General features: G+C 67.9%; 20 protein-coding genes and 1 pseudogene. 9 read left to right on the top strand and 12 right to left on the bottom strand.

The features are described 5' to 3' along the window. Positions 1-61: 61 nt before the first annotated feature. From ABD747_RS07830 to ABD747_RS07820, 3 genes are read left to right on the top strand one after another with little or no spacing between them, the layout of a single operon-like run. The gene (locus tag ABD747_RS07830; RefSeq protein WP_344803106.1) at positions 62-967 is read left to right on the top strand and encodes a C40 family peptidase; all 906 of its coding nucleotides are present in this window, start codon (positions 62-64) and stop codon (positions 965-967) included. Between the two features lie 19 nt (positions 968-986). Further along, complete coding sequence (locus tag ABD747_RS07825; protein ID WP_344803104.1) at positions 987-2,075, top strand: hypothetical protein; 1,089 nt, start codon at positions 987-989, stop codon at positions 2,073-2,075. Positions 2,076-2,109: 34 nt separating this feature from the next. Further along, positions 2,110-2,553, top strand: a complete 444-nt coding sequence (locus ABD747_RS07820; RefSeq protein ID WP_344803102.1) for a GNAT family N-acetyltransferase — start codon at positions 2,110-2,112, stop codon at positions 2,551-2,553. On the opposite strand, the gene ABD747_RS07815 is transcribed toward ABD747_RS07820, so the two are convergent. After that, a complete protein-coding gene (locus tag ABD747_RS07815; RefSeq protein WP_344803100.1) occupies positions 2,543-2,755 on the bottom strand; it encodes a hypothetical protein in 213 nt (70 codons plus the stop codon). The two genes, ABD747_RS07820 and ABD747_RS07815, sit on opposite strands and share 11 nt — an antisense overlap. 173 nt (positions 2,756-2,928) lie before the next feature. Next, a complete protein-coding gene (locus tag ABD747_RS07810; protein WP_344803098.1) occupies positions 2,929-4,101 on the bottom strand; it encodes an ROK family transcriptional regulator in 1,173 nt (390 codons plus the stop codon). Between the two features lie 162 nt (positions 4,102-4,263). On the opposite strand from ABD747_RS07810, the gene ABD747_RS07805 reads away from it, so the two are divergent. The 4 genes from ABD747_RS07805 (at position 4,264) to ABD747_RS07790 (ending at position 10,064) form a co-directional block, all read left to right on the top strand. Beyond that, positions 4,264-5,523 carry a prolyl oligopeptidase family serine peptidase gene (locus ABD747_RS07805; protein WP_344803096.1) on the top strand — a complete coding sequence of 420 codons (1,260 nt, stop codon included), beginning with the start codon at positions 4,264-4,266 and terminating at the stop codon, positions 5,521-5,523. 129 nt (positions 5,524-5,652) lie between these two features. Beyond that, positions 5,653-6,429, top strand: coding sequence for an OBAP family protein (locus ABD747_RS07800; RefSeq protein ID WP_344803094.1), 777 nt, complete (start codon positions 5,653-5,655; stop codon positions 6,427-6,429). 177 nt (positions 6,430-6,606) lie between these two features. Then, positions 6,607-9,549 (top strand): glycosyl hydrolase, encoded by a 2,943-nt coding sequence (locus tag ABD747_RS07795; RefSeq protein WP_344803092.1) that lies wholly within the window; start codon positions 6,607-6,609, stop codon positions 9,547-9,549. A 14-nt stretch (positions 9,550-9,563) separates the two neighbouring features. Next, positions 9,564-10,064, top strand: a complete 501-nt coding sequence (locus ABD747_RS07790) for a MarR family winged helix-turn-helix transcriptional regulator (RefSeq protein WP_344803090.1) — start codon at positions 9,564-9,566, stop codon at positions 10,062-10,064. A 48-nt stretch (positions 10,065-10,112) separates the two neighbouring features. Here ABD747_RS07790 and ABD747_RS07785 read toward each other — a convergent pair whose 3' ends face one another. Continuing rightward, positions 10,113-10,586 (bottom strand): MarR family winged helix-turn-helix transcriptional regulator, encoded by a 474-nt coding sequence (locus tag ABD747_RS07785; RefSeq protein ID WP_344803089.1) that lies wholly within the window; start codon positions 10,584-10,586, stop codon positions 10,113-10,115. A gap of 183 nt (positions 10,587-10,769) precedes the next feature. Here ABD747_RS07785 and ABD747_RS07780 point away from each other — a divergent pair, with 183 nt between their 5' ends. Next, the gene (locus tag ABD747_RS07780; protein ID WP_344803087.1) at positions 10,770-11,096 is read left to right on the top strand and encodes a hypothetical protein; all 327 of its coding nucleotides are present in this window, start codon (positions 10,770-10,772) and stop codon (positions 11,094-11,096) included. An 86-nt stretch (positions 11,097-11,182) separates the two neighbouring features. Here ABD747_RS07780 and ABD747_RS07775 read toward each other — a convergent pair whose 3' ends face one another. The 6 genes and pseudogenes from ABD747_RS07775 to ABD747_RS07750 form a co-directional block, all read right to left on the bottom strand. Continuing rightward, complete coding sequence (locus ABD747_RS07775; protein ID WP_344803580.1) at positions 11,183-12,052, bottom strand: FAD-dependent monooxygenase; 870 nt, start codon at positions 12,050-12,052, stop codon at positions 11,183-11,185. A gap of 119 nt (positions 12,053-12,171) precedes the next feature. Then, positions 12,172-12,324: pseudogene (locus ABD747_RS07770) on the bottom strand (FAD-dependent monooxygenase); the annotation flags it as partial. Between the two features lie 120 nt (positions 12,325-12,444). Beyond that, a complete protein-coding gene (locus tag ABD747_RS07765; protein WP_344803085.1) occupies positions 12,445-13,905 on the bottom strand; it encodes an aldehyde dehydrogenase family protein in 1,461 nt (486 codons plus the stop codon). A gap of 54 nt (positions 13,906-13,959) precedes the next feature. After that, positions 13,960-14,910 (bottom strand): ketopantoate reductase family protein, encoded by a 951-nt coding sequence (locus ABD747_RS07760; RefSeq protein ID WP_344803083.1) that lies wholly within the window; start codon positions 14,908-14,910, stop codon positions 13,960-13,962. Continuing rightward, a complete protein-coding gene (locus tag ABD747_RS07755) occupies positions 14,907-16,514 on the bottom strand; it encodes a thiamine pyrophosphate-dependent enzyme (RefSeq protein ID WP_344803081.1) in 1,608 nt (535 codons plus the stop codon). Before ABD747_RS07755 ends, ABD747_RS07760 begins: the two co-directional genes overlap by 4 nt. 149 nt (positions 16,515-16,663) lie before the next feature. Next, a complete protein-coding gene (locus ABD747_RS07750; protein WP_344803079.1) occupies positions 16,664-17,422 on the bottom strand; it encodes an IclR family transcriptional regulator in 759 nt (252 codons plus the stop codon). 155 nt (positions 17,423-17,577) lie between these two features. Between ABD747_RS07750 and ABD747_RS07745 the strand changes: the two genes are divergently transcribed. Beyond that, on the top strand, positions 17,578-18,081 hold the full coding sequence (locus ABD747_RS07745) for a nitrilase-related carbon-nitrogen hydrolase (RefSeq protein WP_344803077.1): 504 nt from the start codon (positions 17,578-17,580) through the stop codon (positions 18,079-18,081). A gap of 495 nt (positions 18,082-18,576) precedes the next feature. Here the strand turns inward: ABD747_RS07745 and gndA are convergent, their stop codons facing one another. The 3 genes from gndA to ABD747_RS07730 all read right to left on the bottom strand — a co-directional run bounded on the left by gndA (position 18,577) and on the right by ABD747_RS07730 (position 23,862). Further along, the gene (gene gndA / locus ABD747_RS07740; RefSeq protein WP_344803074.1) at positions 18,577-20,121 is read right to left on the bottom strand and encodes an NADP-dependent phosphogluconate dehydrogenase; all 1,545 of its coding nucleotides are present in this window, start codon (positions 20,119-20,121) and stop codon (positions 18,577-18,579) included. A 50-nt stretch (positions 20,122-20,171) separates the two neighbouring features. Further along, a complete protein-coding gene (locus ABD747_RS07735) occupies positions 20,172-22,301 on the bottom strand; it encodes a beta-glucosidase family protein (RefSeq protein ID WP_344803072.1) in 2,130 nt (709 codons plus the stop codon). 67 nt (positions 22,302-22,368) lie between these two features. Further along, on the bottom strand, positions 22,369-23,862 hold the full coding sequence (locus ABD747_RS07730) for a glycoside-pentoside-hexuronide (GPH):cation symporter (RefSeq protein ID WP_344803070.1): 1,494 nt from the start codon (positions 23,860-23,862) through the stop codon (positions 22,369-22,371). Positions 23,863-24,204: the final 342 nt, after the last annotated feature.

The raw sequence follows: 24,204 nt of genomic DNA, 5'->3' as shown, positions 1-24,204 counted from the left end.
CGATCGTGCACACAGTGGATTCGGGCTGGGATAGCGGACCGGAGCGGGCTGTACTTGATGTGTGTACGCCCGCGCCGCCGACACCGCACCCGTCGCCCGACGGGCGCCTGCGGTCACGGCCGGCCGCGCCCGATCGGCCGGTCTGATCGCGTTGCAGCGGTCAGCCGGCAACCGCGCGGTGGCGACCCTGATCGGGCCGGTGGCTCGGTCGCGCGCAGACTCGACATCGGCCAGCGTGCAGCGCTCGAGCCTCTCGGACCTGCTGCGAGCGGCGTTGACCGGTGGCAGTGCGGAGCGTTCGGCCGGCCCGCGGGTCCAGCGAGCGCTGGCCGACTACATCCGCGGCCAGGTGGAGGTGTACGGGCCTCCGGACCTGAACGGGATCATGAGAGCGATCCGCGCGGCGCCGATGACCGAACGACGTGCGGTCGTGGACGACGCCGCCCTGATGCGCGGAATCGGGACCCGGTTCCCTCGCGACTATGCGACGACGATCGCCTCCGCGCTGCTGGAGGGCATGTACAAGTGGCAGAACCCGACCGGGAACGACTTCTTCAGGTTCTTCGTCCTCGGCACCGGGCCGGGACCGGCGTCTCCGTCCAGCACCATGAACTGCTGGGAGAGTGTGATGTATGCGGCGTTCCTGGTCGGCGCCGTATCGGCTGCCTGGATCCGCACCTTCTACACCACCGCTTTGGCGCAGCCCGACGCGAATGCGGCCGCATACGCCCTGCTCGGCTGGAGTACGGCGCTTCCGACCCGCAATCCAGCCGCGGGTCGGGAGCCCAGTGTCGGTCAGCTGGTCTTCTACCAGCAAGGCTCCGGTGTGCCCGGGCACGTCGCGATCTATCTCGGCGGCGGGCGGATCATGAGCCTGTGGAATCAGCCGAACGGCATCGATCACGTGCAAGAGGTGGGGATCACGGAGATCTCCGGGACCATCTACTACGGGAATCCCCCGTGGTGAGCCTGCCGGACCGGTCGCGGTGAGCGGCCCGGACCTCAGCGTGCGGCTGCTCGGCCGGCTCGACTGGACCGAGGGCCTGCCCGGCAGGAGCATGCCGGCGGGCCCCGACCCGGGTGCCGGCGGGCTGATCGTCGCCGGCTTCACGCCGCCCGCCCGACCGCACCTGCGGCTCTCGAGCAGTGCCGCCGGCGTGGTCGGCGTCCTCACCGGTCCGGGCACTGACGGCCGCGCGGTCGTCCGCTTCCTGCCGTCCGGCGCCGAGCCGATCCGGACCCCGGAACCGGTGCTGGCAGCCGTCGGGCGGACCGACGGAGTGTGGGTCCTCACCGCCGACTCGCTGGACGTCGTCGGTTCGGCCGGGACGATCGAGGCGACCGAGCGGATCGGAGCCGACCGGCTCGTCGGAACGCTGTCCGCCTCCGATGCGGCTTGGGCGCTCGAGCCCGACGCGGCGAGTTTCGTGACCGGCAAGGTGGTGCACGACCGGTTCGCCGCACCGCGGTGGCATCCGAGCGGGGCGGCCGCGTCCGGCGACTCGCTCGTGGGTCTCGACCTCGATCAGCCGGACCGCCTGATCGCGCTGGATCCGGATGGCTCGCGGCACGAGGGTCCGGCGACGTTCCGCACCGAGCCGCTGGAACGGCTGCTCGCGTACGACGGACCGGTGGCTCTGCTCAACGTCCTGACTCGGCTGAGGCGAGCCGGTCACACGGCCGGCGACGCGCTGGAGATCGCGGGTTGCGGAAGCAGCGAGGAGGGTGTGTACGTCGCGGTCCGGGCCGCCGGAGAAGCCTGGTTGATCACGTCCCTCGCCGCACCGGAACCGCTTGTGCTGGCGCCCGGCGAGCACGTCCTCGCTGCGGTCGGCGGCCGGGCGCTGGTGTCCTCCCGCACGGCTGCGCGCTGGATCACCACCGGAGACCGGCCGGAGACGGTCGGCGAACCGATCCCGTTGAACGCGGACAGCTATGCCAGCGAGGTCGAACCGCACGCCTGGCAAATGCCGTCCGGCTTTGCCGTCCAGGCCAGCTCGCCCAGCGACATCCTGCTGAGCGCGAGCGGGCCGACCGGGGTCGTCGCCCTGTCCGTCGCCTGGCCGCTCCGCTGAGGGGCCGCGGGACGTTTCCGCCATACTCGTCGGCATGTCCGGCCGAGCCACCGACGCCCTCGTCCGACGGGCTCAGTCCGCCGACCGGGATCAGATCCTGACACTGGCCGGAGACCTCGCGACGTCCTACGAGGTGCAGGCCTCCGTGTTCGGGCTGGTCTTCGAGACGCTGCTGGCAGCAGAGACCGCCCGGGTGCTCGTCGCCGAGAAAGACGCCCAGATCGTCGGCTACCTGCTCGCCCAGCTGCACCACACCTTCCACGCCAACGGACCCGTTGTCTGGATCGAGGAAGTCCTGGTCGCGGCGTCGCACCGGGGCAGCGGCGTGGGCCGGGCCATGATGAGCGCGGCCGAGCTGTGGGCGCACGAGGAAGGCTGCGCGTACGTCGCGCTGGCGACGCGGCGCGCTTCGGGCTTCTACGAAAGGCTGGGTTACGAGCCCTCTGCCAGCTACTACAAGCGACCGATCAGCCGATGAGTGATCCGGTGAACGCGTAGCCGTTGCTGCCGTTGACCTCCAGGATCCGGACCTTGACGTGCTGGCCGACGGTGAGCTTCCCGGCGGCTCCGCCGTAGATGACCCCTCGCTGCTCTCGAGCGACGACCTGGGCGAGCATGGCCTGGACCCGGGTGACCTTGCCCGGCACGAGATCGCCGGGCTTCAACGCGTCGTTCCCCATCTGAACCACCGACCCTCCCGCTCCAGCCGGGCTGGCGCGTCCCGCGCGACCCGCCGCCGCGCCCGGTCAAGTGTGGCGCTCCGCGTCCGGATCGGCGTCGGCACCCCCTCGGCCGCACGCAGGGATGGGCTCCGGTCACTGCCGGCGGAGCCCGCTCGACCGGTGGCCGTTGATCAATGTCGGTGGAGGGCGAGCCGGTCCAGCGCGATCTGGATTGCGCCGTCGACGTCGGCCGTCTGCTCGGCGAAGTCGATGATCAGCTCGCGGCCACGGTCGCGGAACGAGTGCTCGCGCACGCTGTCGGCGAAGGTCTCCAGGAAGCGTCCCGCTCCCGCCGCGAAGGGGGTGCCGCCGAGCAGCACCACGCGCGGATCCAGGCTGTTCACCAGCCAGCTCGCCCCCAGTCCGAGCTGCCGGGCAGCGCTGTTCAGCACCCCGTCGAGCTCCGGGTGACCGAGACGCTCCAGCCCGGCTAGGGTCCGCGGGATGCGGCTTCGCGAGCCGATGATCTCTCGGGCTCGTTCCCGCAGGAACCAGCCGGCGGCGACTGTCTCCAGACAGCCCCGCGCACCGCACTGACAGAGCCGGTCGACGCCGGGGAGCCGGCAGTGCCCGAGCTCTCCGGCCCCACCCGAGCCGCCGGTCAAGGCCCGACCGCCGCTGACGATGCCCGCACCGATTCCGTGATCGAGGAAGACGACCAGCGCGTCGGCGTACCGGCCGGTCCGAGCCACACCGAGGGCAGCCGCTGCGGTCGGGTTCAGCACCGTGACCGCCGTGTCCAACCGCTGCTCGAGCTCCATCAGCGGCACGGGTCGGGCAGCCAGCGCGGCGCCGAAGCACATTCCGGAGACGGGGTCGGCACGACCGGCCAGCAGAATCGCGACCGAGGACGGCCGCGGCACGTCCAGCTCGACCGCCGACCGCGTCAGCGCACCGGCGAGATCGTCCAGCCGCTGCGACGTTGTCGCCGGGCTGCGACGTCGAGCGTGTCCGAGCACCCGGCCCTCGCAATCGCCGATCCAGAGGTCCATCCACTTCGGCAGGAGCCGGATCACGCCGACGGTCGCACACTTGGGATTGAACGCCAGTAACGACCCCGGGCGCCCGTTGCGCACCGACGGGTCCGGACCCGCTTCGACCACGACTTGGCGGTGCAACAGGTCCCTGACGATCGCCCCGACGGTCGGTCTGGACAGCCCACTGCGCCTGATCAGATCGGCCTGGGTGATCGGACCGTCTCGTCGAACGACGTCGACAACCCTTGCTGTGTTGAGATCCCGGGCAGCCGACGGACCGGCGGCACGAGGTGCTCGCGCCGGATCCACGGTGCCGTCGAGGAACACGATCCCAACTCTAGCGACCGTCTGGGCTTGTGTAAGGGGTATTGACATAACTCGACCGGGCGTAGTTGACTGCCGGTGCCGGGCGGCCGCCGGAGAACGAAGATCGGCCCCGGCCTCTCACGCGCTCGCCCCCGACGAGCGCTGTCGAACAAAGGAGTCTCGATGAGCACGCCCATCCCCCGCCGCACTCTGCTGACTGCCGCTGGCGCGGCCGCCGTCGGCATCTCGGCACCGAGCATCGCGCAGGCCGGCGGCCGGCCTTCGGCGACGGTCAGGTTCACGCTGAACGCCGAGACCCTCGACGGCGGCGAACAGGTCACCGCCGTCACCTTGAACACGAAGGGTCTCGAGCAGATCGTTCCCGCGAGCCTGACCCCGGACACCTTCACCGTCCACGCCAAGGCGACGAGTCCCATCCCGATCGCGCCCGGCGATCAGATCTTCAGCGAGTACGACCTCGACCGGGTCGTCACGACGGCCCGGCTGGACCGCCGCGGCAACATCGTGCTCGAGCTCGACTACGCCGAGGGGCAGCTCGGCGGCGGCACTCTCGGCTACATCGTCTCCAAGGGCCGCAACGTGCAGCTCAGGCTTGTCTACACGATCACCCAGAACGCACCACTGAGGCTGCGCAACGGCAAGCAGTTCATGATCAAGAAGCTGGCCCAGGGCGAGCTGTCGAACCCGGAGGTCGATCGCTTCGGCTATGCCACCTCCAGGTCCAAGCTGAAGTACCGGCTGTTCTCCCCCACCCACCGCGGCCACGACAAGCGGCCGTTGATCGTCTGGCTGCACGGTGGCGGTGAAGGCGCTTCGCTGCCGGACAACTACTACGACAACGAGACCACGCTGCGGGCGAATCGTGGCGCGCTCGGCTTCGCCACCCATGAAGCACAGCGCATCTTCGGCGGCGCGTACGTGGTTGCTCCGCAGAGCACCTCGTACTGGATCGAGGACGGTGACCGGTTCGCCCCGCAGATCAAGGAGATCATCGACGAGGTCGCTCGCCGGTACCCGATCGATCGCGACCGGATTCACGTCGTGGGCTGCAGCAACGGCGGCTACATGACCATGAAGATGGAGGTCGTCTACCCGCGCCTGTTCGCCTCCGCCGTCCCGATCTGCGGTGTCGTCGAGCCGTTCGGCCCGAGCAACACCCCACTGATCTCGGACGCTCAGCTGAAGCGGATCGGCACCCCGACCTGGCTGGTCGCCTCGGCCGACGACGACACCGTCGACCCGGTCGCGAACACCGAGCACGCCCACGACCTGATCCCGCACTCGCTGATGACCCTGTACGACCACGTGATCTGGGACGACTACCAGTTCCCCGGCCACTGGTCGTGGATCTACGTGGCCCGCAACGACCCGAAGATCAACGGCACCCACATCTGGCAGTGGATGGCCCGGCACCGCAACTGAGCCGTCACGCTGCGGCTCGCGCCCAGCCGATGACGACCTCGGTCCCGGCGGCCCCGGATCCCACGCGGCAACGCGGGGCCGCCGGCCGGGGTTGTTTGTGGGTCGTCCCGCTGGGCTCAGGGATCCGTCGTGCGCATTCCACGTCGTCCGCTCGCGATTCATCGCCACGCAGACCACGCCGGCACCCTGGCTCTCGGGATCGGGTTAGGCACCGTCGCGGGCGTGGCTGCGACCGTGGGGCCGAGGGTGGCGAGCGTTCTTCGCATCGGCAAGGGGCACTCGTCGAAACATCGTGTGCTCGACGTGGCGTGCGCCCTGATGCAGCGCAAGCGGCCGCTGGACGCGATGAGTACTTATCTCAACGGACTCCACATGTACGCCGACGAGATGGGCCGGATGGTGGAGGCGACCCATTTCTGCATCCATCTGCGCGCTGATCTGCATCAATGCGTGATCTTCGACCGCAATGCCGCCGACGCCCGGCTGATCGGCATCGAGTACATCATGAGCGAGGACCGCTTCCGCAGTCTTCCCCATGACGAGAAGCAACTGTGGCACAGCCACCACTACGAGACGTCGTCGGGACTCTTGGTCGCCCCCGGGGTTCCGGAGCCGGCCGAACATCTCTATATCGAAGATCTCGTCTCCACCTACGGCAAGACCTTCCACACCTGGCAGTACGACCGCGCCGACTTCCCGTACGGCATTCTGCAACTGATGATGAGCTTCGCTGCCGACGGCCAGTCCGACCCGGCGCCGATCGCCGAGCGAGACCATCGCCTCGGTGTCTCGACCCGGCGCAAGCGACAGGATCGAGCGGACATCCCCACCCCCGGCGTGATCGCCGGCGCCAACGGATGGGAGAGCGGTCGCAGCGTCCAGACGCGCCTGCAGCAGTGCCCATGAAGGGATAGCCGCAGCGCGACGGCGTCTACCCCGCCACCGATAGGCGCTCAGACTGGTGCCGGCTACGCGAATTGGTGTCCTCAAGACACTTGACTGTTCGCCATGGAGAGTGTTGGATCGTTTCATCCGCTGACTGTCGTCCAGCTCTCGACCCGCCGCGTCCTTCAAGGAGAACCCTTGTCTGTCGATGACCTCGCCCAGCTGATCGCCGAGCCCGCCATTGAGTTCCGGCCCGAAGTGCGCTGGTGGCTCGCCGAGGGGCTGCACACCGACGAGACGCTGCGGCACGAAATCGACACCGCCCACCGACTGGGCTTCGGCGGCATGGAGTTCCTGGCGATGGACGAGGAGGCAATCGACCACAGCCGGTACGGCTGGGGGGCGGAGGAATGGGTGCACGACTCGCAGATCGTGGTCGAGGAGACGACGAAGCGGGACATGTCGGTCAGCTTCACCTCCGGCACCAACTGGTCCAACGCCAACCTGCCGACCATCGATCCGGACCATCCCGCTGCAGCCAAGGAACTGAACGTCACCGTGGAGGATGTGTCCGGCGGCGCGAGGCGGAGCGGATCGCTGACCCGCGTCGATCTGAGCGCGCCGCCGGCGGAGTCCCCCATCCCGGGCCATCGTGGCGAGGTGAGGGAGCAGTCGCTGGTCGCCGTGGTAGCGGCCCGGGTGCTCGAACGCACCGATCTCGGCGCCGTGCTCGACGTCGACTCGGTGATCGAGCTGACGTCCTGTGTGGCCGAGGAGACGCTGGACTGGACCGCACCGGGTGAGGGTGACTGGCGACTGTTCACGTTCTGGATGCACGGGACCGGTCAGACGGCCTCGCCGTCGGCGTCGATCAACTACACCGTGAACTACCTGGACCGCGCCGGCGTCGACGCGCTGATCACGTACTGGGACACGGTGGTACTCACTCCCGAGCTGCGTGGGCAGATCGCGAACAACCCGCGAACGCAGATGTACATGGATTCCCTCGAGCTCAGTACCTACGGTGCCGGGGGCCTGTTCTGGGGGCTGAGCCTCGCCGAGGAGTTCCGATCCCGACGCGGCTACGACATCGCGCGCTGGCTGCCGTTTCTGACCCGCAGCGTGTTCCTCATGGCCGCGTCGACGACGTACCACAATGAACCCGACGGTGAACACGCGACCACTGTCGAGAAGGTGCGCTTCGACTATGTCCGGACGCTCACCGATCTCTACATCGAGAACATGCTGCGGCCTTTCGCGGCATTCCTGCACAGGAACGGGATCCGACTGCGGTCGGAGATCAGCTACGGACTGCCGTTCGAGCTGACCAGGCCCGGTCCCGAGGTCGACGGCATCGAGACCGAGTCGCTGGAGTTCGCCGCGCAGATCGACGCCTACCGGCTGCTCGCCGGGCCAGCCCATCTGTTCGGCAAGCAGTACTCCTCCGAGACCGGTGCGACCACCCGAAACCACATCCTCGACCACCGCTTCTACGACCAGATCATCGCCACCCAGCTGGCCGCGGGCATCACGAAGACCGTGCTGCACGGCTGGGCCTCGACCGCCGGCGCTGAGGGGGTCACGGAGTGGCCCGGCCACGAGGGCATGTGGCCGATGTTCTCCGAGCGGTTCGACACGCGCCAGCCGGGCTCGGAGTTCTATCCGCTGTGGAACGCGGCCATCGGCCGATTCCAGTGCGTGCTGCGGCAGGGCAAGCCTCGAATCGACATCGGGATCTTGCGCACCGATCACTTCGTCGACAACATGTCCGGCCTCGGCGTCGTCGATCCGGATGGCCGCCGGGTCCCGGACGAGGAGGCATACGGCCGACGTTGGATGCGCAACCGGGAGAACCACTGGTGGTCCGACCTCGGCATGCAGGACGCCGGCTGGACGTATGAGTTCTTCGACGGTTCGCTGCTGCTCCGCGACGACGTGAACCTCGCCGATGGCCTGGTCCAGCCCGACGGCCCCGGTTATCAAGCCCTGATCGTCTACCAGAGCGAGCTGGATCCCGACGTCGCTGCCCATCTGCTGCGCTGGGCGCAGAATGGACTCCGGATCGCCCTCGTGCACGGCGCCCGCGAGGCGAAGCTGGTGATGGAGGGCCGCTACGTCACGCACGAGCAGGCGGCGGTGCGCACCCCGGGCCTCGACGGCCGTGATCACGAGCTGGGCGTCACCATGGCAGCGCTGCTCGCGCTGCCGAACGTCGCCGAGGTCGCTCATCCGTCGCTGACCACGAAGGCGCTGCGTGGTCTGGGCGTGCGCGGACGGGCGGAGTTCGTCGAGGACAACGAGAACGTGCTCACCCACCTCCGTCAAGACGGCGAGCTCTTGCATCTGTACGCATACCACTTCCTCTACGAGACGGGGCATCCCACGGTGGTCGAGGTGGCACTCCCCGGAGCGGGAGCGGCCTTTCGGATCGACAGCTGGAGCGGATCGGTCCGGCCTCACTCCGGCGTCCGATACGAGGCGGATCGGACGATCGTGGCGTTGCACCTCGATCCGGGCGAGGCCGCGATGATCACCATCGACCGCTCGGCGCGGCCGGGAACAGGTTCGGAACCGGCCACCTACCTGCCGGTGAACGAGCTCTCCGAGTGGGACATCGCGGTGGAGAGCTGGGACGCCGGTGAGCTGCACGTGATCAGCGAGGACCGCGGTCTCGGCTACATCACCCGCGAGGTGAGGCCGACGACCGCCATCACCCGGATCGACGCCGGACGCGGGCCGCTTCTCCCCTGGCGGGAAATCCCGGCGATCGGCCCCGCAGTCTCCGGAGTGGGCGAGTACGTGACGACGCTGCATCTCGCCGAGGTCCTGACCGGACGCCATCTGCTCGATCTGGGTTCCACCGCAGGTGGCCTCGGCTCGGTGTCGGTCAACGATGGTCCGGCCCGCGGTTTCGACACCTCGCGCCCGGTGGTCGACGTCACCGGGGACCTCGTCGCCGGTGAGAACCTGATTCGCGTGCGAGTGTCCAGCTCGTTGAACAACCGCCTACTGGCGCGGGGATACTACGATCGAGTGCCGGACGTCGCGCTGCAGCTGTTCGGCGGCGAAGGGACTCAACAGACCTGGCCCCGTGACCACGGCCTGCTCGGTCCGGTCCGACTGCTCCGAGAGGCGTCGTAGGAGGAACTCAGCGGATGGGCGTCGATCTCTCCCCCGTGCTCGATCCGGACCCGCTGGATCTCCGGGTCTCGTTGGCTGCGATCGTGCACTGGGCCGACAGCCACCAGCTCCGGCTCCGGCTGATGGAGAAGGTCGCCTTCCCGGTCGACGATATGCCCATGTTCCTGGCCGTGAACCAGCTCAGCTATCGCGGGGCGATGCGTCCCACCGACCTCGCACTCGCACTCGGCACGGGAAAGGCGAACTTGAGCAAGATCGCCAATCGGCTGCAGACCGCCGGTTTGGCCGAGCGCGTGCCGGCCACCGATGACGAGCGCAGCACCCTGCTGGTGCTCACTCCGGCCGGCCGCGCGATCGGCGAACGGATCATGACCCAGGCGCAGGCCAGTCTCGAGGTGAGCCTTGCGGATTGGTCGGCCGACGATCTCGCGACCCTCCGCGCCATGCTTGCCCGACTGGCTCGTGACACGATTGGCGAGCGATGGCTCCGCCCGGACCCGCACCGGCCCAGCTAGGGGCGCCTGCCGGCTGGCACCGGCCGGAGTCCGGACCCGCATCGCGCATCAGCGAGTCGCGTCGGCGTCCAGGTGCTGGGTGTGACGGATCAGGTCGGTCAGGTTCGCATGGAGGTGCTGCAACTCGGTGATCTCCATGCCGAGCCGTTCCACGATGCTCGGCGGGATGGCGAGCGCCTGTTGCCGCAGGTGCCGTCCGGCGCTGGTCAGGGTCACGTTGAGTATGCGTTCGTCCTTCGGGTCGCGCGCCCGGTTGATGTAACCGCTGGCCTCGAGCCGCTTGAGCAGCGGCGACAACGTGGCCGGGTCCAACGACAACAGCTCGCCGAGCCGACGCACGCTCAGCGGGGAGTCTTGCCACAAGGCGAGCATGACCAGGTATTGCGGGTGGGTCAGACCCATCGGTTCCAGCAGCGGCCGGTACATCCCGATCACCCGCCGAGACGCGACGGCCAGCGCGAAGCAGACCTGGTTCTCCAGCGCCAAGACGTCCACCTCGGCGACCGTGCTGCCAGCTGTCATGCCTTGAGTGTACGGCGTGGGCGAACCTTTCGCACACAAAGTGACGGACCAGACAGCCTGGTGGCGGCCCGGGGTCCCCCGATCCCGCTCGATGTAACGGAGATCTCGTGAGGCTGGCCTTTACTCAGTGATGCGCCGGCCCTATTATCGGACTAACAATTAGTACACAAAGAGATGGTGACCGTGAGCGCAATGAGTGGCATGGGCGATGAGATGACGAGCCGCAATCCGGAGGAGAGCAAGAGCCTCGATCTGGTGCAGCGAGTGATCATCTCGGTGTTCGTCGGAGTCGTCGTCGGACTGTTCGCCGGTGTCTTGGCCGTCTACATCGCCACCGGCGGCCAGACGGACCTCGCGCGTTCCGATGTGGTCGGACTGTGGATCATGACCGGTGTCCTCGGCCTGATCACCTCCGGCGCCATTCTCATGGTCAACCGGCGACGCCCCTACCACCCCGCCGTGCTGCTGGGCCTGCTGCCGATGGCGGCGGCCGCGTACTGGATCTTCTGACACCAGTATCGCAAAGACGTTCACGCACTCCGCCGATCCGCGTGGGTCAGCCAGATGGCTTTCGGGCAACGATCGGCGGAGAGGGGTCAGCGGTCGCCTGGCTCTCGGGTGGTCGCGGGCCAACCGGTGTAGGCCTCGGCGAGATACGCCGAGCCGTGCCGAGAGCTGACGACGGCATCGAGCTCACCGAGCTGGCGCTTGTGCTCGAACGCACCCGAATCGGGGCGGCGATGAAACGACGTCATCCAGTACGAAAAGTTCTGCGACCGCCACACCCGTTCGAGTGCCGTGGCGCTGTAGCGATCCAGCAGCTCGCGGGATCCGGCCGAAGCCCAGGAGATGAGGGCCTCGGACAACACTCGGACGTCCGCGAGCGCGAGGTTCAGGCCCTTGGCCCCGGTCGGCGGGACGGTGTGCCCCGCGTCGCCTGCGAGGAACACGTTGCCGTACCGCATCGGCTCGCAGACGTAGCTGAGGAACCGGAGCACCGTCTTGTCGAAGATCGGGCCCTGCTGGAGTTGGAGGCCGTCGGGTCCGTCGATCCGACGCTGAAGCTCGTCCCAGATCTGCTCGTCGCTCCAGCGGGATGGATCCTGGTCCGGGTCACACTGGAAGTACATCCGTTGGATGTGATCGTTACGCTGGCTGATCAGCGCGAATCCTCGTTCGGAGTGTGCATAGATCAACTCGGGTGCGCTGGGTGGTGCTTCGCACAGGATGCCGAACCAGGCGAACGGATACTCCACGAAGAAGTCACGACGTTCTGTTTGCGGGATGGCCCGCTTGCAAATACCTCCCGAACCGTCCGTGCCGATCAGGACCTCGGCTTCGATGGTCGAGGTCGCGCCGCCGGCGTCGGCCGTGACGATCGTGGGGCGATCGGCGGTGAGACGGTCGACCATCGCCGTCGTTCCGAATCGAACGTCGCCGCCATTCCGGTCGCCCGCGTCCGCCAGGTCGGTGAAGACCTAGTTCTGCGGATAGAGCCAGACTGAAGCGTCGACCAAGTCGGGGAAGTCGAGGCGGTGATGGTGCGGTCGAAACGCAGGTCGACACCGTCGTGACGATATCCCTCGCGTAACACCCGATCGGAGACGTTGTCGACGAGCATGCGGACGCTGCCGTGTTCGAGGATCCCGGCGCGGTGGGTTGTCCGGATCGTCTCGCGGTCGCGTTTCTCCACCACGATGTTGTCGACCCCGGCGCGGGTCAGGAGGTGGGACAGCATGAGCCCGGCGGGTCCGGCTCCGACGATGCCCACCGGGTTCGGACCGTGCTGCTCACGCGAGTCTCCCGTGGTCCGTCGTCGAGATGTGGCCGGCGGGTAGCTGTGTTGCGCGGATCGGCATCAGAACGGGTATTGCGGTAGGTCAGCCCGCATCGTGACCCATTGGGTGTCGGTGAAGGCATCGAGGTTTGCCGCGATCCCTCCGTGCCGCGCGCCGGTGCCCGAGTCCCCGACGCCGCCGAAGGGGATCAATGCTTCGTCGTTGACGGTCTGGTCGTTGATGTGGACCAGTCCCGAGGGGATCCGTTCGGCCAACGACAGACCCTTCATGACGTCACGGGTCAAGATGCCCAGGGACAGTCCGTACTCGGTGCCGTTGGCGAGCCGGACCGCGTCGTCGAGGTCGTGGAAGGCGACGACCGGAGCGACGGGTCCGAAGATCTCTTCGGTGAAGGCGGGCGCGGTGATCGGAACGTCGGACAAGACGGTCGGCCGGTAGAACAGGCCGTCGAAGGTGCCGCCCGCGGCGAGCGTTGCGCCCGCCTCGATGCTTCGGGTGACGACGGTGTGAATTCTGTCGCGTTGTGCGGTGTCGATGATCGGGCCGATCGCGACCTGTCCGGTCGGATCGCCGACGGGGAGCCGGTCGGCATGCTCGGCGAGTGCCGCCGCGTAATCGCCGGCGATGGTGTCGGCGACCAGGTGCCGACTGGTCGCCATGCAGATCTGCCCTGCGTGGTTGAACGACCCGAATGCCCCCACCGAAACGGCCTTCTCGAGGTCGACGTCGTCCAGCACGATCAGGGCGGAGTTGCCGCCGAGTTCGAGATGGACCCGTTTGAGCTGACGGGCCGCCGCTTCGGCGATGATCTTGCCGGCCCGCGTGGATCCCGTGAACGCGATGACCTTGATGTCGGGGTCGTCGACGACGGCCGCGCCGACGTCGGCGCCGCCCGGCAGCACGTGCAGCAGTCCCTCGGGCAGGCCTGCCTCAGCGAAGATCTCGGCGAACACCGCACCGCCGCAGATGGCGGTCCTCGGGTCGGGTTTGCAGATCACGGCGTTGCCCAACGCCAGCGCCGGCGCGATCGCTCGCACGGCGAGGATGATCGGTGCGTTGAAGGGCGCGATCACTCCGACCACGCCGACCGGGAGCCGCCGGGCCATCGACAACCGCTGCTGATTGGATCGGAGCAGCTCCCCGTAAGGGTGGCTGGCGAGTGCTGCCGCCTCCCAGCACTCCTCGGCCGCGACCCCGCGGGTCTGGAACTGCGCGAAGGGCTGGATCGCACCCGATTCCCGGACGAGCCAGCCATTGATCTCCTCCTCGTGGTCGAGGAAGAGCTGGCCTGCCCGGCGCAGGACGGCCGCTCGATGGTCATAGGTGGAGGCCGCCCAGCCCTTCTGCGCTTCGAGCGCGATGCTCGCGGCGTTGCGCACGTCGGCAGGGCTGGCTGCGCCGACCGAGCCGAGCGTGTGACCGGTCGCCGGCTCGACGGCATCATAGGCACCACCGCCGCCGTCGACCCATCCGCGCGAATAGATCTTGCCCTGCCAGGCGTTGTGGTCGAGCAGTCCCATGTCAAACACTCCTTCGTGTGGGTGGACTGTGCAGCAGTACCTGCACCGTTCAGGTCAGCCGTGCAATGAGGTGACTCTCTCGGAACGGGTTGCCTCGGCCAGACGCACGAGGTGGGCGATCACGGTGTTCACCGGGGTGGGGATGTCGTGCCGAGCGCCTCGCCGGACGACGGCGCCGTTCAGGTAGTCGATTTCGGTCGCCCGCTGGCTCAGGAGGTCTTGCAGCATGGACGGCAGGTGGTGTCCGCTCATCGTCGGGTCGGTGGCTTTGACGATGGTCGCCCAGACAGCCGCCTTGTCGACGACGACACCTTCCGCGGCTCCGACCTGGACGATCTCCTCGATGATGGCGTCGGCGAGGTTGGGGAATTCGGGGTAGCTGCGCAGAGCTGACACCGGGACAGAGGCCAGCGTGCACAAGGTGTTCAGTACGGCGTTGAACGCGACCTTCTGCCAGATGGTCGTCGCTACGTCTGATGACTCGGTGACTGCGATGGCGGATCCCGCGAAGGCGTCGAGCACGGTCGTGCTACTGGCGCCACTCGCCCCGTCGACCTGCATCACCTGGGTGTTTCCGTCGCCGAGTGATCGCACGTGGCCGGGCCCGAGCAGTTCGGTGCCGATCGTGGTGACACCCGCCACGATCCGCTCCCGTGGCACGACGGTCGAGATCGTCTCGACGTTGCCCAATCCGTTCTGGAGCGTCAAGACGACCGTGCTCGGTCCGATCAGGTGAGCGACCGCCGTGATCAGGCGCTCGGTCTGCATGGCCTTGCCGAAGACGATGATCAGGTCGGGCTGCTCGGTGCTGGCCTCGGGTGTGGTCGCCTTCAGCTTCACCAGCCGGGTTCCTTGTTCGTCGTCGACGAGAAGGCCTCCCTGCCGCTGCATCACCTGCACGTGCGCGAGCCACGGGTCCACCAACGTCACGTCGCGACCGGACTCGCCGAGCGCGGCACCGAAGCGGCAGCCCATGGCGCCGGCGCCGACGACCGCGACCTTCATGACACGGCCACGTTCAGCAGCATGGGCGCCTGACCCGACCGCAGTGCCGGCACGATGTCGTCGAGCACCTCGGCGAGTTCGCCGGGAGTGTTCACTGTGCGGGCCGGACATCCGAAGCCTTCGGCGACCTCTGCGAGGTCGATCTGGGGGAATGCCGGCCACGGCGCGCGTCCGGGCTGCCCCGTCTCGTTGCCGTAGGACCGGGCGAGTTGGTCCATGATCGCATAGCGTCCGTTCGCGAGTACGACGATCAGCACGCCGACGCGGTACTGAGCCGCGCTCCACAACGCCTGGATGGCATAGATCGACGACCCGTCGCCCAGCACCGCGACGACAGGGCGGTCGGGCCGTGCCATTCGTGCACCGATCGCAGCGGGCAGCCCGAATCCGAGGCCTCCCATGGCCGCGCTCAGGAATCCGAGTGGTTCACGCGCCGGTACCAGGTTCTGGAGCCGTGAGCGGCTGGAGGGAGACTCCTCGACGAGGATCGTGTCAGGGTCCAGCCGCGCGGCGAGCGCGGTGAACACGTCCTCTGGGTCCAGCCTGCCCGCGGGCCGGACGTCGACGGGCGGAGCCACAGCGGGCGTCGGCTCCGCGGAGGTCCTGGCCGGCCGTTCGGGGAGCAGATCGACGATGTCGAGGCAGACGGTGGCGGGTTCGGCGACGATGGCCAAGTCGACGGGACTGAGGGCCGCTTCCGCGAGTTCGCGGGTCACCACGGCGACGCCGACGCCCGGATTCAGCAGCGCCCCCGGCTCATACGGGTACTGACGGAAAACGGGGGCGCCGACGGCGAGGACGAAGTCGTGCGAGGCCAACGCCGTACGCAGGGCGGCACGACCGGCCGGGAGGTGGCCGGCGAACTGGGGGTGGTCCTGCGCGAACCCGGCCTGGGCACCGAAGGCTTCCTGCCAGACCGGGCAGTCGAGTCGCTCGACGAGGGTCCTCAACGCCTCCCATCCGCGACGGTCGTTGTTGCCGGCCCCGGCGACGACGACCGGAGACTCAGCCTCGGCCAGCAGCTTGGCGAGCTCGGCGACCGCGGCGGCGGGGACCTCGGTGGCCCGAAGCAGTTGTGGCGTCACCAGACGGATCGGGTCGTCGTCCATCTCCACGTCCCAGTCGTCCATCGGCACGATCACCAGGGCGGGGCCACGTCCCTGGTCGGCCTCCCACCATGCTCGCGCGATCGCGCCAGGCACGTCGCGGGGAAGGGTCGGTTGCATCGTCCATACCGGGTAGTCGCCTGCGAGCCGGTCGAGACCATGCCCGCTCAGAAATGGGTTGGAGGCCAGATGGCGTCGGTCTTGTTGGCCGACCACCACGACGAGGGGTGCCCCGTTTTCCCGGGCGGTCGCCAATGCGCCGACCGCATTGCCCAGTCCGGCAGTGGTGTGCAGTATCACGACCGCCGGGTGGCCGGCTGCGAGGGCGTAGCCCGTGGCCATCCCGACGACCGAGCCCTCGTGCAGCGCGAGGACGAACTCGAAGTCCTCCGACAGATCGGTCAACAGGCCGATCTCTGTCGACCCGGGATTGGCGAACAGAGTGGTGCCGCCGAGCTGGCGGAGCGCACGGAACGCGGCGTCGCGGACGGTGGTCATCGACTTCCTTCGCAGCAGTGGCAGTGACCCGATGCAGATCCCTGAGACGTGATCGGCGCCCTGAACGAACGGGCGTGCTCCGAAGTCTGGGCGCCAGCTGTCGCCCCGCCAACCCCGCCTTCCGCTCAACGGAATATCGCCTCGGGCGATCAACGCGCTCGGCCCCGGCGCAGCTCTCGGGTGACCCCGAGCGCAGCCAGACGAACCGGCGGTATGAGCGGCGACAGGTCGCCCGCCTTGCTGGGGACGACCACCGAGATGCTGGCCACGACCTGGTCGCTGTCGCGGACCGGGGCGGCGACCGAGGCTGCTCCCTCGGTCATCTCATCGCGGGAGATCGCGTATCCCTGCTGCCGGATGGCGGCAAGAGTCGCGCGGAGCCGACGGGAGTCCGTGATCGTGCCCGAGGCGTGTCTCGGCAATGGCCCGGAGAGGATGCGTTCGGCAAAGTCGGGCGGCGTGTGGGCCAGCAGCACCTTGCCCGGGCCGGTAGCGTGCAGCGGCAGCCGGAGCCCGACCCCGGAGACCACGGACACCCCGGGGCGCGCCTCGAGCTTCTCCAGGTACATCACCCGATCGTCGTCCAGGACAGCGAGATGCACGACCTCGTGGGTGACCTCGAACAGGTCCTGCAGATAGGGCAATGCTGTGTCTCGCAGGTTGCGGCCGGCCGGGGCGAGCGAGCCGAGTCGCCACAGGTGCATCCCGATCCGATATCGGCCCCGGCCGATTCGCTCGACAGCGTCCCGCTCGACGAGCTCGGCGAGCAGGCGGTGCACCGTCGCCGGGGCCAGCCCCGTCGCCTGGGTGATGGCGCCATGGGTCAGCTCCGGGCTGACGGTGCCGAAGGCGTCCAAGATCGCGAAGGCTCGGGTGAGGACACTCGGTCCACGGTTCACCTCGCCCATGGCCCCTCCTCTCCTGACCCGACAGACCGACTGTAGTTCCGCTGAGTGCGAGGAAGGCTCGCGGTTCCGCCGTGCTCGGGTGATCCTGAAGCGCTGATGAACCACAGCAGCATTGCCGGCGCCCGTCGAGGACGCTGCAACCCCAAGGAGTGGTGATGGTGACGACTACGTATCGTGTCGCGTCGGTGCAGGCAGAACCGGTCTGGTTGGACGCCGCAGGCACGCTGGAGAAAACACTCGAGCTGATCGCCGAGGCCGCCGACGCCGGCGCCAAGCTGATCGCCTTCCCCGAGGTCTGGTTCCCCGGCTACCCGTTCTTCCTCTGGCTTGACGCGGTCGCCAACCAGATGCCGATGGTGGCGCGCTATCACCGCAGTTCGCTGGCCACCGACGGCCCGGAGATGCTCGCCATCCGTGCCGCGGCCCGCAGCCACGAGATCGCGGTGGTCCTGGGATTCAGCGAACGCGATCGGGGAACCCTGTACATCTCGCAGACCGCCATCGGCGCAGACGGCGACATCCTCTTCCACCGCCGCAAGCTCGAGCCGACTCACGTCGAACGGTCCCTGTTCGGTGAGGGAGACGGCAGCGACCTCGTCGTGACACCGACCTCGGCCGGCTCGGCGCCCTGTCCTGCGCGGAGCACCTCCAGCCGTTGAGCAAGTTCGCGCTCTACGGCTCAACACGAACAGCTGCACGTGGCCGTTGGCCGTGCTTCAGCATGTACCGCAACATCGCCCACGCCCTCAGCCCAGACGCGAACATAGGAGGGTCTGATCTACGCCGAGATCGATCTGGACATGATCGCGATCGCGAAGAACGCCTTCGACCCGGCAGGGCACTACTCACGCGGGGACGTGACCCGTCTCTGCTCGACCCGCGTCGTCGCAGCGTCGTTGTGCGGCCCGGCAGTACGGAAGCCGCGGGCCCGTACTTCCCCGAGCTCGGCGACTAGGACCCAGACCAGGATGACGCCGAAGGCTCGACGACCATGCCGTGCTCGAGGCGGAAGAGGTCGGCGGGTGCACGACCCGGCTCACCCCGGGCGCAGGACGAGCTCGGAGTGGGTCATGACCAGTAGCGGTAGGGAGGGTCGGGCTGCAGTGATGCCCGCGAAGGGACATCGCGCGACCAGCGGGCCCATCGGCGTCCGTTCAGGAGGGCCGGTCGGTGGCCTTCTCGGCCGGTTCGGGCGGCAGGGTCTGCGCCTCGCCGCCGCTGATCTGGGTCTCGCTGCGGTCCAGGCTCCACTCGGTGTGGAAGGTGCCCGGCTTGTCGACCCGGCGGTAGGTGTGGGCGCCGAAGAAGTCACGCTGGCCCTGGATCAGCGCGGCGGGCAGCCGGTCGGCCCGGACCCCGTCGTAGTAGGCCAGCGACGAGGAGAACGCCGGCGTCGGGATGCCGTGCTCGGCCGCCGCCACCACCACCCGCCGCCAGGCCGGCAACGCCGCCGAGATCGCCTCGGTGAAGTACGGATCCGCGATCAACAGGGCCAGATCCGGAGTCCGCTCGTACGCCTCGGTGATCCGGTTCAGGAACCGGGCCCGGATGATGCAACCACCCCGCCAGATCCGGGCCATCGCACCCCGGTCGATGTCCCAACCGAACTCCGCACTCGCGGCGGCGATCTGGTCGAAACCCTGCGAGTACGCCACCACCTTCGACGCGTACAGCGCCTGCCGGACGTCCTCCACGAACGCGTCGCCGTCGTCGATCGCCCAGTCCGCGGTATGCGCCGGCAACACCCCGCGGGCGGCCTCCCGCTGCGGGACCCCGCCGGATAGGGCGCGGGCGAACGTCGCCTCCGCGATCCCGGTGATCGGCACCCCCAGGTCCAGCGCGTTCTGCACCGTCCACCGGCCGGTGCCCTTCTGCTCGGCCTGGTCCAAGATCACGTCGACCAACGCCTGACCGGTCTCGGCATCGACGTGCGCCAACACCTCCGCGGTGATCTCGATCAGGAACGACTCCAGATCCCCCTCGTTCCAGGACCGGAAGATGTCGGCGATCTCGGCCGCCGACTTCCCGGTGCCCTGCCGGATCAGGTCGTACGCCTCCGCGATCAACTGCATGTCGGCGTACTCGATGCCGTTGTGCACCATCTTCACGAAATGCCCGGCACCGTCCGGGCCGACATAGGTACAGCACGGGGTGTCGTCGACCTTCGCGGAGATGTTCTCCAACAGCGGGCCCAACGACTCGTACGACTCCCTCGACCCGCCCGGCATGATCGACGGCCCGTTCAGCGCACCCTCCTCACCGCCGGAAACCCCGGTGCCGACGAAGTGCAGCCCCTTCTCCTTCAGATAGTTCTCCCGCCGGATCGTGTCCGGGAAGTGGGCGTTGCCGGCGTCGATGACGATGTCGCCCTCCTCCAGCAGCGGGATCAGCTCCTCGATCACCGCGTCCGTCCCAGCGCCCGCCTTGACCATGATCAACACCCGCCGCGGCCGCTCCAGCGACGCCACGAAATCAGCCATCGACTCGCTCGGGACGAACGTCCCGTCGTCGCCGTGGTCGTCGATCAACGACTGCGTCTTGGCATACGTCCGGTTGTGGATCGCCACCCGGTGCCCGTGCCGGGCGAAGTTCCGGGCCAGATTCCGGCCCATCACCGCAAGCCCCGTCACCCCGATCTCGGCCAGCCGATTATCGGCCCGCCCAGTAGCTTCCAGCCCGGTTTCGGCCAGTTCAGTCACGGAAAGTCCTTTCAGCACTGCCCGATCTGGGCAGACAGTTGATGCTCGGGTCAGGAGGCGGTGACGGTCGCGCTGTGCGGGGTGTGGTCGGCCGAGGTGCCGACGTAGACGGTGTAGGCGCCGGGCACGGTGGTGAAGCTCCCGGTGCGGTAGCTCCACACACTGAGAGGGTGATTGGTGGCCGCCGGGTCCATGACGATGGTGCCGGTCTGGCTCTGACCCGCCTGGAGATGCATCTTGCGAAAACCGACCAGCCGCTTGGGCGGCTGCCCTTCGGCGGGGATCCCGAGGTACACCTGAACGACCTCGGCACCGGCGACAGGGCCGGTGTTGGTCACGGTGAAGGTGACGGTGATCGGCGCCCGCGCGCCGTCGGGCGCGTCGACGTCGACGTCGGTCAGGTCGAAGGTGGTGTAGGACAGGCCGTGACCGAACCCGAACAACGGCTCGATGTTGTGCGCCTGATGCCAGCGGTAGCCGATCTGCAGGCCTTCGGAGTAGCGGATGACGGGGAATCCGTCGCCCTCGTCGGTGCCGGGATACCGTTCGGCATGTCCGGCGTAGAAGGTGTCGTCCTCGGTGACCGGGTAGCTGGTGGGAACCTTCCCGGACGGGTTGACGACCCCGAACAGCAGATCGGCGACGACGTGGCCGTCTTCGCTGCCCTGGTTCCACACCTCGAGGACGGCCGGGGCATGGTCGATCCACGGCATCAGCACCGGGTTGCTGTCCTTGAGCACGACGACGGTGGTCGGGTTGAGGCCGAGCAGCTGCTCGATCATCGTGTTCTGGTCGTTCAGCATGTTCGCGTCGGGCTGGTCCGCACCCTCGGTGGCGATGAGGCCGGCCATCACCACCACAGCGGAAGCGCGCCGGGCGGCGTCCTTCGCCTCCTCCAGGTTGGACAGGTCGTCGGCCACGGTGACCACCCGGACGGTGCCGTCGCAGCCGAGGTCGCTGAGCACGTCCTCCAGCCCTTGTCGCGGGGTCACGGTGTAGAGCGGGGTGACCTTCGAGGAGCCCCCGCCGCCTAGGCAGGCCTGGTCGACGAAGGCGGACTGACCGATCACCACCAGATCCGCCAGGTCCGGGTTCAGCGGCAGCACGGCGCCGTCGTTCTTGAGCAGGACGGCGATCTCGGCGCCGATGCGCCGGGCGATCGCGCCGTGGTCGGCCGCGTCGATCACGCCGGGGGCGTAGGGACGCTCGAACTGCCCGAACCGGAACATCTGGGTGAAGCGGCGGACCAGCGCACGGTCGACCGTCTCGATCTCCAGGCTGGTGTCGTGCAGCGCGGCCTGGACCGTGGTCTCGTTGAGCCACTTGGCGTCGGGCATCTCGTGGTCCATGCCGGCCGTCAGCGACGCGGCCGCGGACCGGCAGGACCAGAAATCGGACTGCACGTAGCCCTCGAAGCCCCAGTCCCGACGCAGCACGTCGGTGAGCAGGTAGCGGTTCTCGGTCGCGTAGGTTCCGCGGACCCGGTTGTAGGCGCTCATCACCGCCGCGATCTCGGCGTCCTTGACCAGCATCTCGAACGGCAGGAGATAGAGCTCACGCAGCACGTGCTCGTCGACCTCCACGTCGGCCCGGAACCTCTCCGTCTCCTGGTCGTTGACTGCGAAGTGTTTGGCCATGGCGATCACGTCGTGGGACTGGATGGCCGTTGCGACCTCGACACCCATCACCCCGGACAGGTAGGGGTCCTCGCTGAAGTACTCGAAGTTGCGGCCGGCGATCGGGGTGCGGTGTAGGCACACCCCAGGGCCCTCCAGCACGTGCTGGCCCAGGGTTGCGGTCTCGGAGCCGATGATGTCGCCGTAGGCGTGGGCCAGTTCGGGGTCGAAGCCGGCGGCCAGGCCGATGGTCATCGGCAGCGAGGTGGCCGGCGGGCTGGGGGTGCCGTCGCCCATGCCCACGCCGACGGGCCCGTTGGTGACCCGGAACCGTGGGATGCCGAGCTCGTCGATGGCGGTCACGTGCCGGTCGATCCGGATCTGGGCGGCGAGCTGGTCGAGGTCCTCCCCGTTCTCGGCCGCCTGAGTCGAGAGAGCGTAGATGTCGATCGTCTCCATCGCCCCGTGGAGTTGGGCGATCTTCTGTTCCAAGGTCATCGCGGCCACCAAGTCGGTGGCTCGCTGACGGGCGGGAAGAGTGGGGTCGAGCCAAGTGGCCGTCATGGCCGTCCTTTCACTGTCGGGGCGGAGCTGGGGCGCGGTTCGGGCCGCCGCGGTCCGTGCACTCATGTCAGGCCTTATGGTCCGGGGTGATGAAGTCCTCCGGCTTCTCGTCATGTTCGGTGAGGAGGGCGAGCTTGCGGGCCTCGGTCTCGTTGCGGATCTGCTTGAACCGGGCGTCGGTCAGCGGGTACCGGATGAAGATCAGCATTGCGATCAGCGCGGCCGCGGCGGGTAGCAGCCCGATGGTGGCCTTGATCGCGATGATCGCACTGTCGGGCTGGACCGGGCTCGGGTTCGCCGCGCTGGCGGCGATGTAGCCACCGATCGCCAACGCCCACGCACCGACCGCCCCGCCGATCGACTGGGTGACCTTGCGGGTGAAGGAGAACAACGCGTACGTCGCACCCTCGCTCCGCCGGCCGGTCTTCCACTCGCCGTACTCCACCGTGTCGGCCTCCAAGCCGAACATCACCGTGTTGATCAGGCTCGCCCCGATCCCCTTGATCGCCAGCGTCACCAGCACCAGCCAGAACAGGTTCGCCGGAGCGAGGAACAGGCCCACCCCGCCCACGATGGTGAACAGCCCGCAGTACTGGAACACGTTCTTCTTCCCGAACAGATCGATGATCTTCGGAATGAATGGCGTGATCACCAGCGAGATCCCGGTGTTCACCAAGGTGATGATCCCCACCAACCCGATGTTGCCGAGCACGTACTGGGCATAGAACGCGGTCGTGCCGCCGACCGCGAACACACCGATCAGATAGAAGAAACTCGACCCGCACAGGTACGCCAACGGCTTGTTCGACCGCAGCGTGCCGAACGTCTCGACGATGCTGATCCGCGGCTGGGTCCGCACCACCCGCTCACGACACGCCCAGGCGGTGAAGAAGAACGCGATCGATCCGACCACGATGAACGCCAGCGTGACCTTGGTGAACACACCCTGCACCGCGGCCTGGTAGGCGACCAGATCCTCCGGACCCTTGATCAGCGTCTTCTGCCCCCGCAACTCACTGATGAAATGCCCCACCACGAACGTCAGCACCACACCCCCGATACCGGCGCCGAACGCCCGAGCCGCGACCAACTTCGCCCGCTCGTGCACCGACTGCGTCACCGCCGACGCCAGCGAACCGTACGGAATGTTCACCAACGAGTAGACCAGACCCAACACCGCATACGTCGCATACGCATAGAGGAGCTTCATCCCCGCGTCGAAGCTGGTCGGCACATGGAACACCAGGAAACTCATGAACAACAACGGCACCGCCCCGAACATGATGAACGGCCGGAACTTGCCCCACCGAGTCATCGTCCGATCCACCAACCGGCCCGCCAGCAAATCCGCGAACGCATCCCACAACCGGACCACCAAGAACATGGTGCCCACCGCAGCAGCCGAGATGCCCGCCACATCCGTGTAGTAATACAACAAGAACGAGGTACTCAGGCTGAACGCCAGATTGAACGCGAAATCACCGGCACCATAACCAGCCACCGTCCTCAACGGCAACCGCTCCATCGACCGGAGCTCTTCCACAGCAGCAGGGTTCGTCATCGATGCTCCTCAGGTATTCATGGCCACTGTCGCTCGGCCCTGATGGAGGAAGTCAACGACCAAACCGCCGCTCGATCCACTGCTTGCCACCTGTTGCCAAAATCCCGGCTGACCTACACCGGCCTGGGCCGGGGGCTGGCGCCGCGCCGTCACGGGTAGGGATGGACAGGGCCCCGTCCGGCCAGCGCGAATCGGGCAACTTGTGGCAACGGTTGGCGCGCCGAGGAGCTGATCTGGCTGGATTGATCCAGCGGCGGCCGCACCGGGTGCGTGCTGAGCTGAAGATCGGGAACGGCCACCCGAGCACAGCGATGAGCTCGCCCCTGACCAAGGAGAAAACAT

Origin of the sequence: Microlunatus ginsengisoli, assembly GCF_039537205.1 — a bacterium.
GTDB lineage: Bacteria > Actinomycetota > Actinomycetes > Propionibacteriales > Propionibacteriaceae > Microlunatus > Microlunatus ginsengisoli.
The sequence above is the reverse complement of the archived record's forward strand: the minus strand, read 5'-3'. Positions and strand labels throughout refer to the sequence as shown.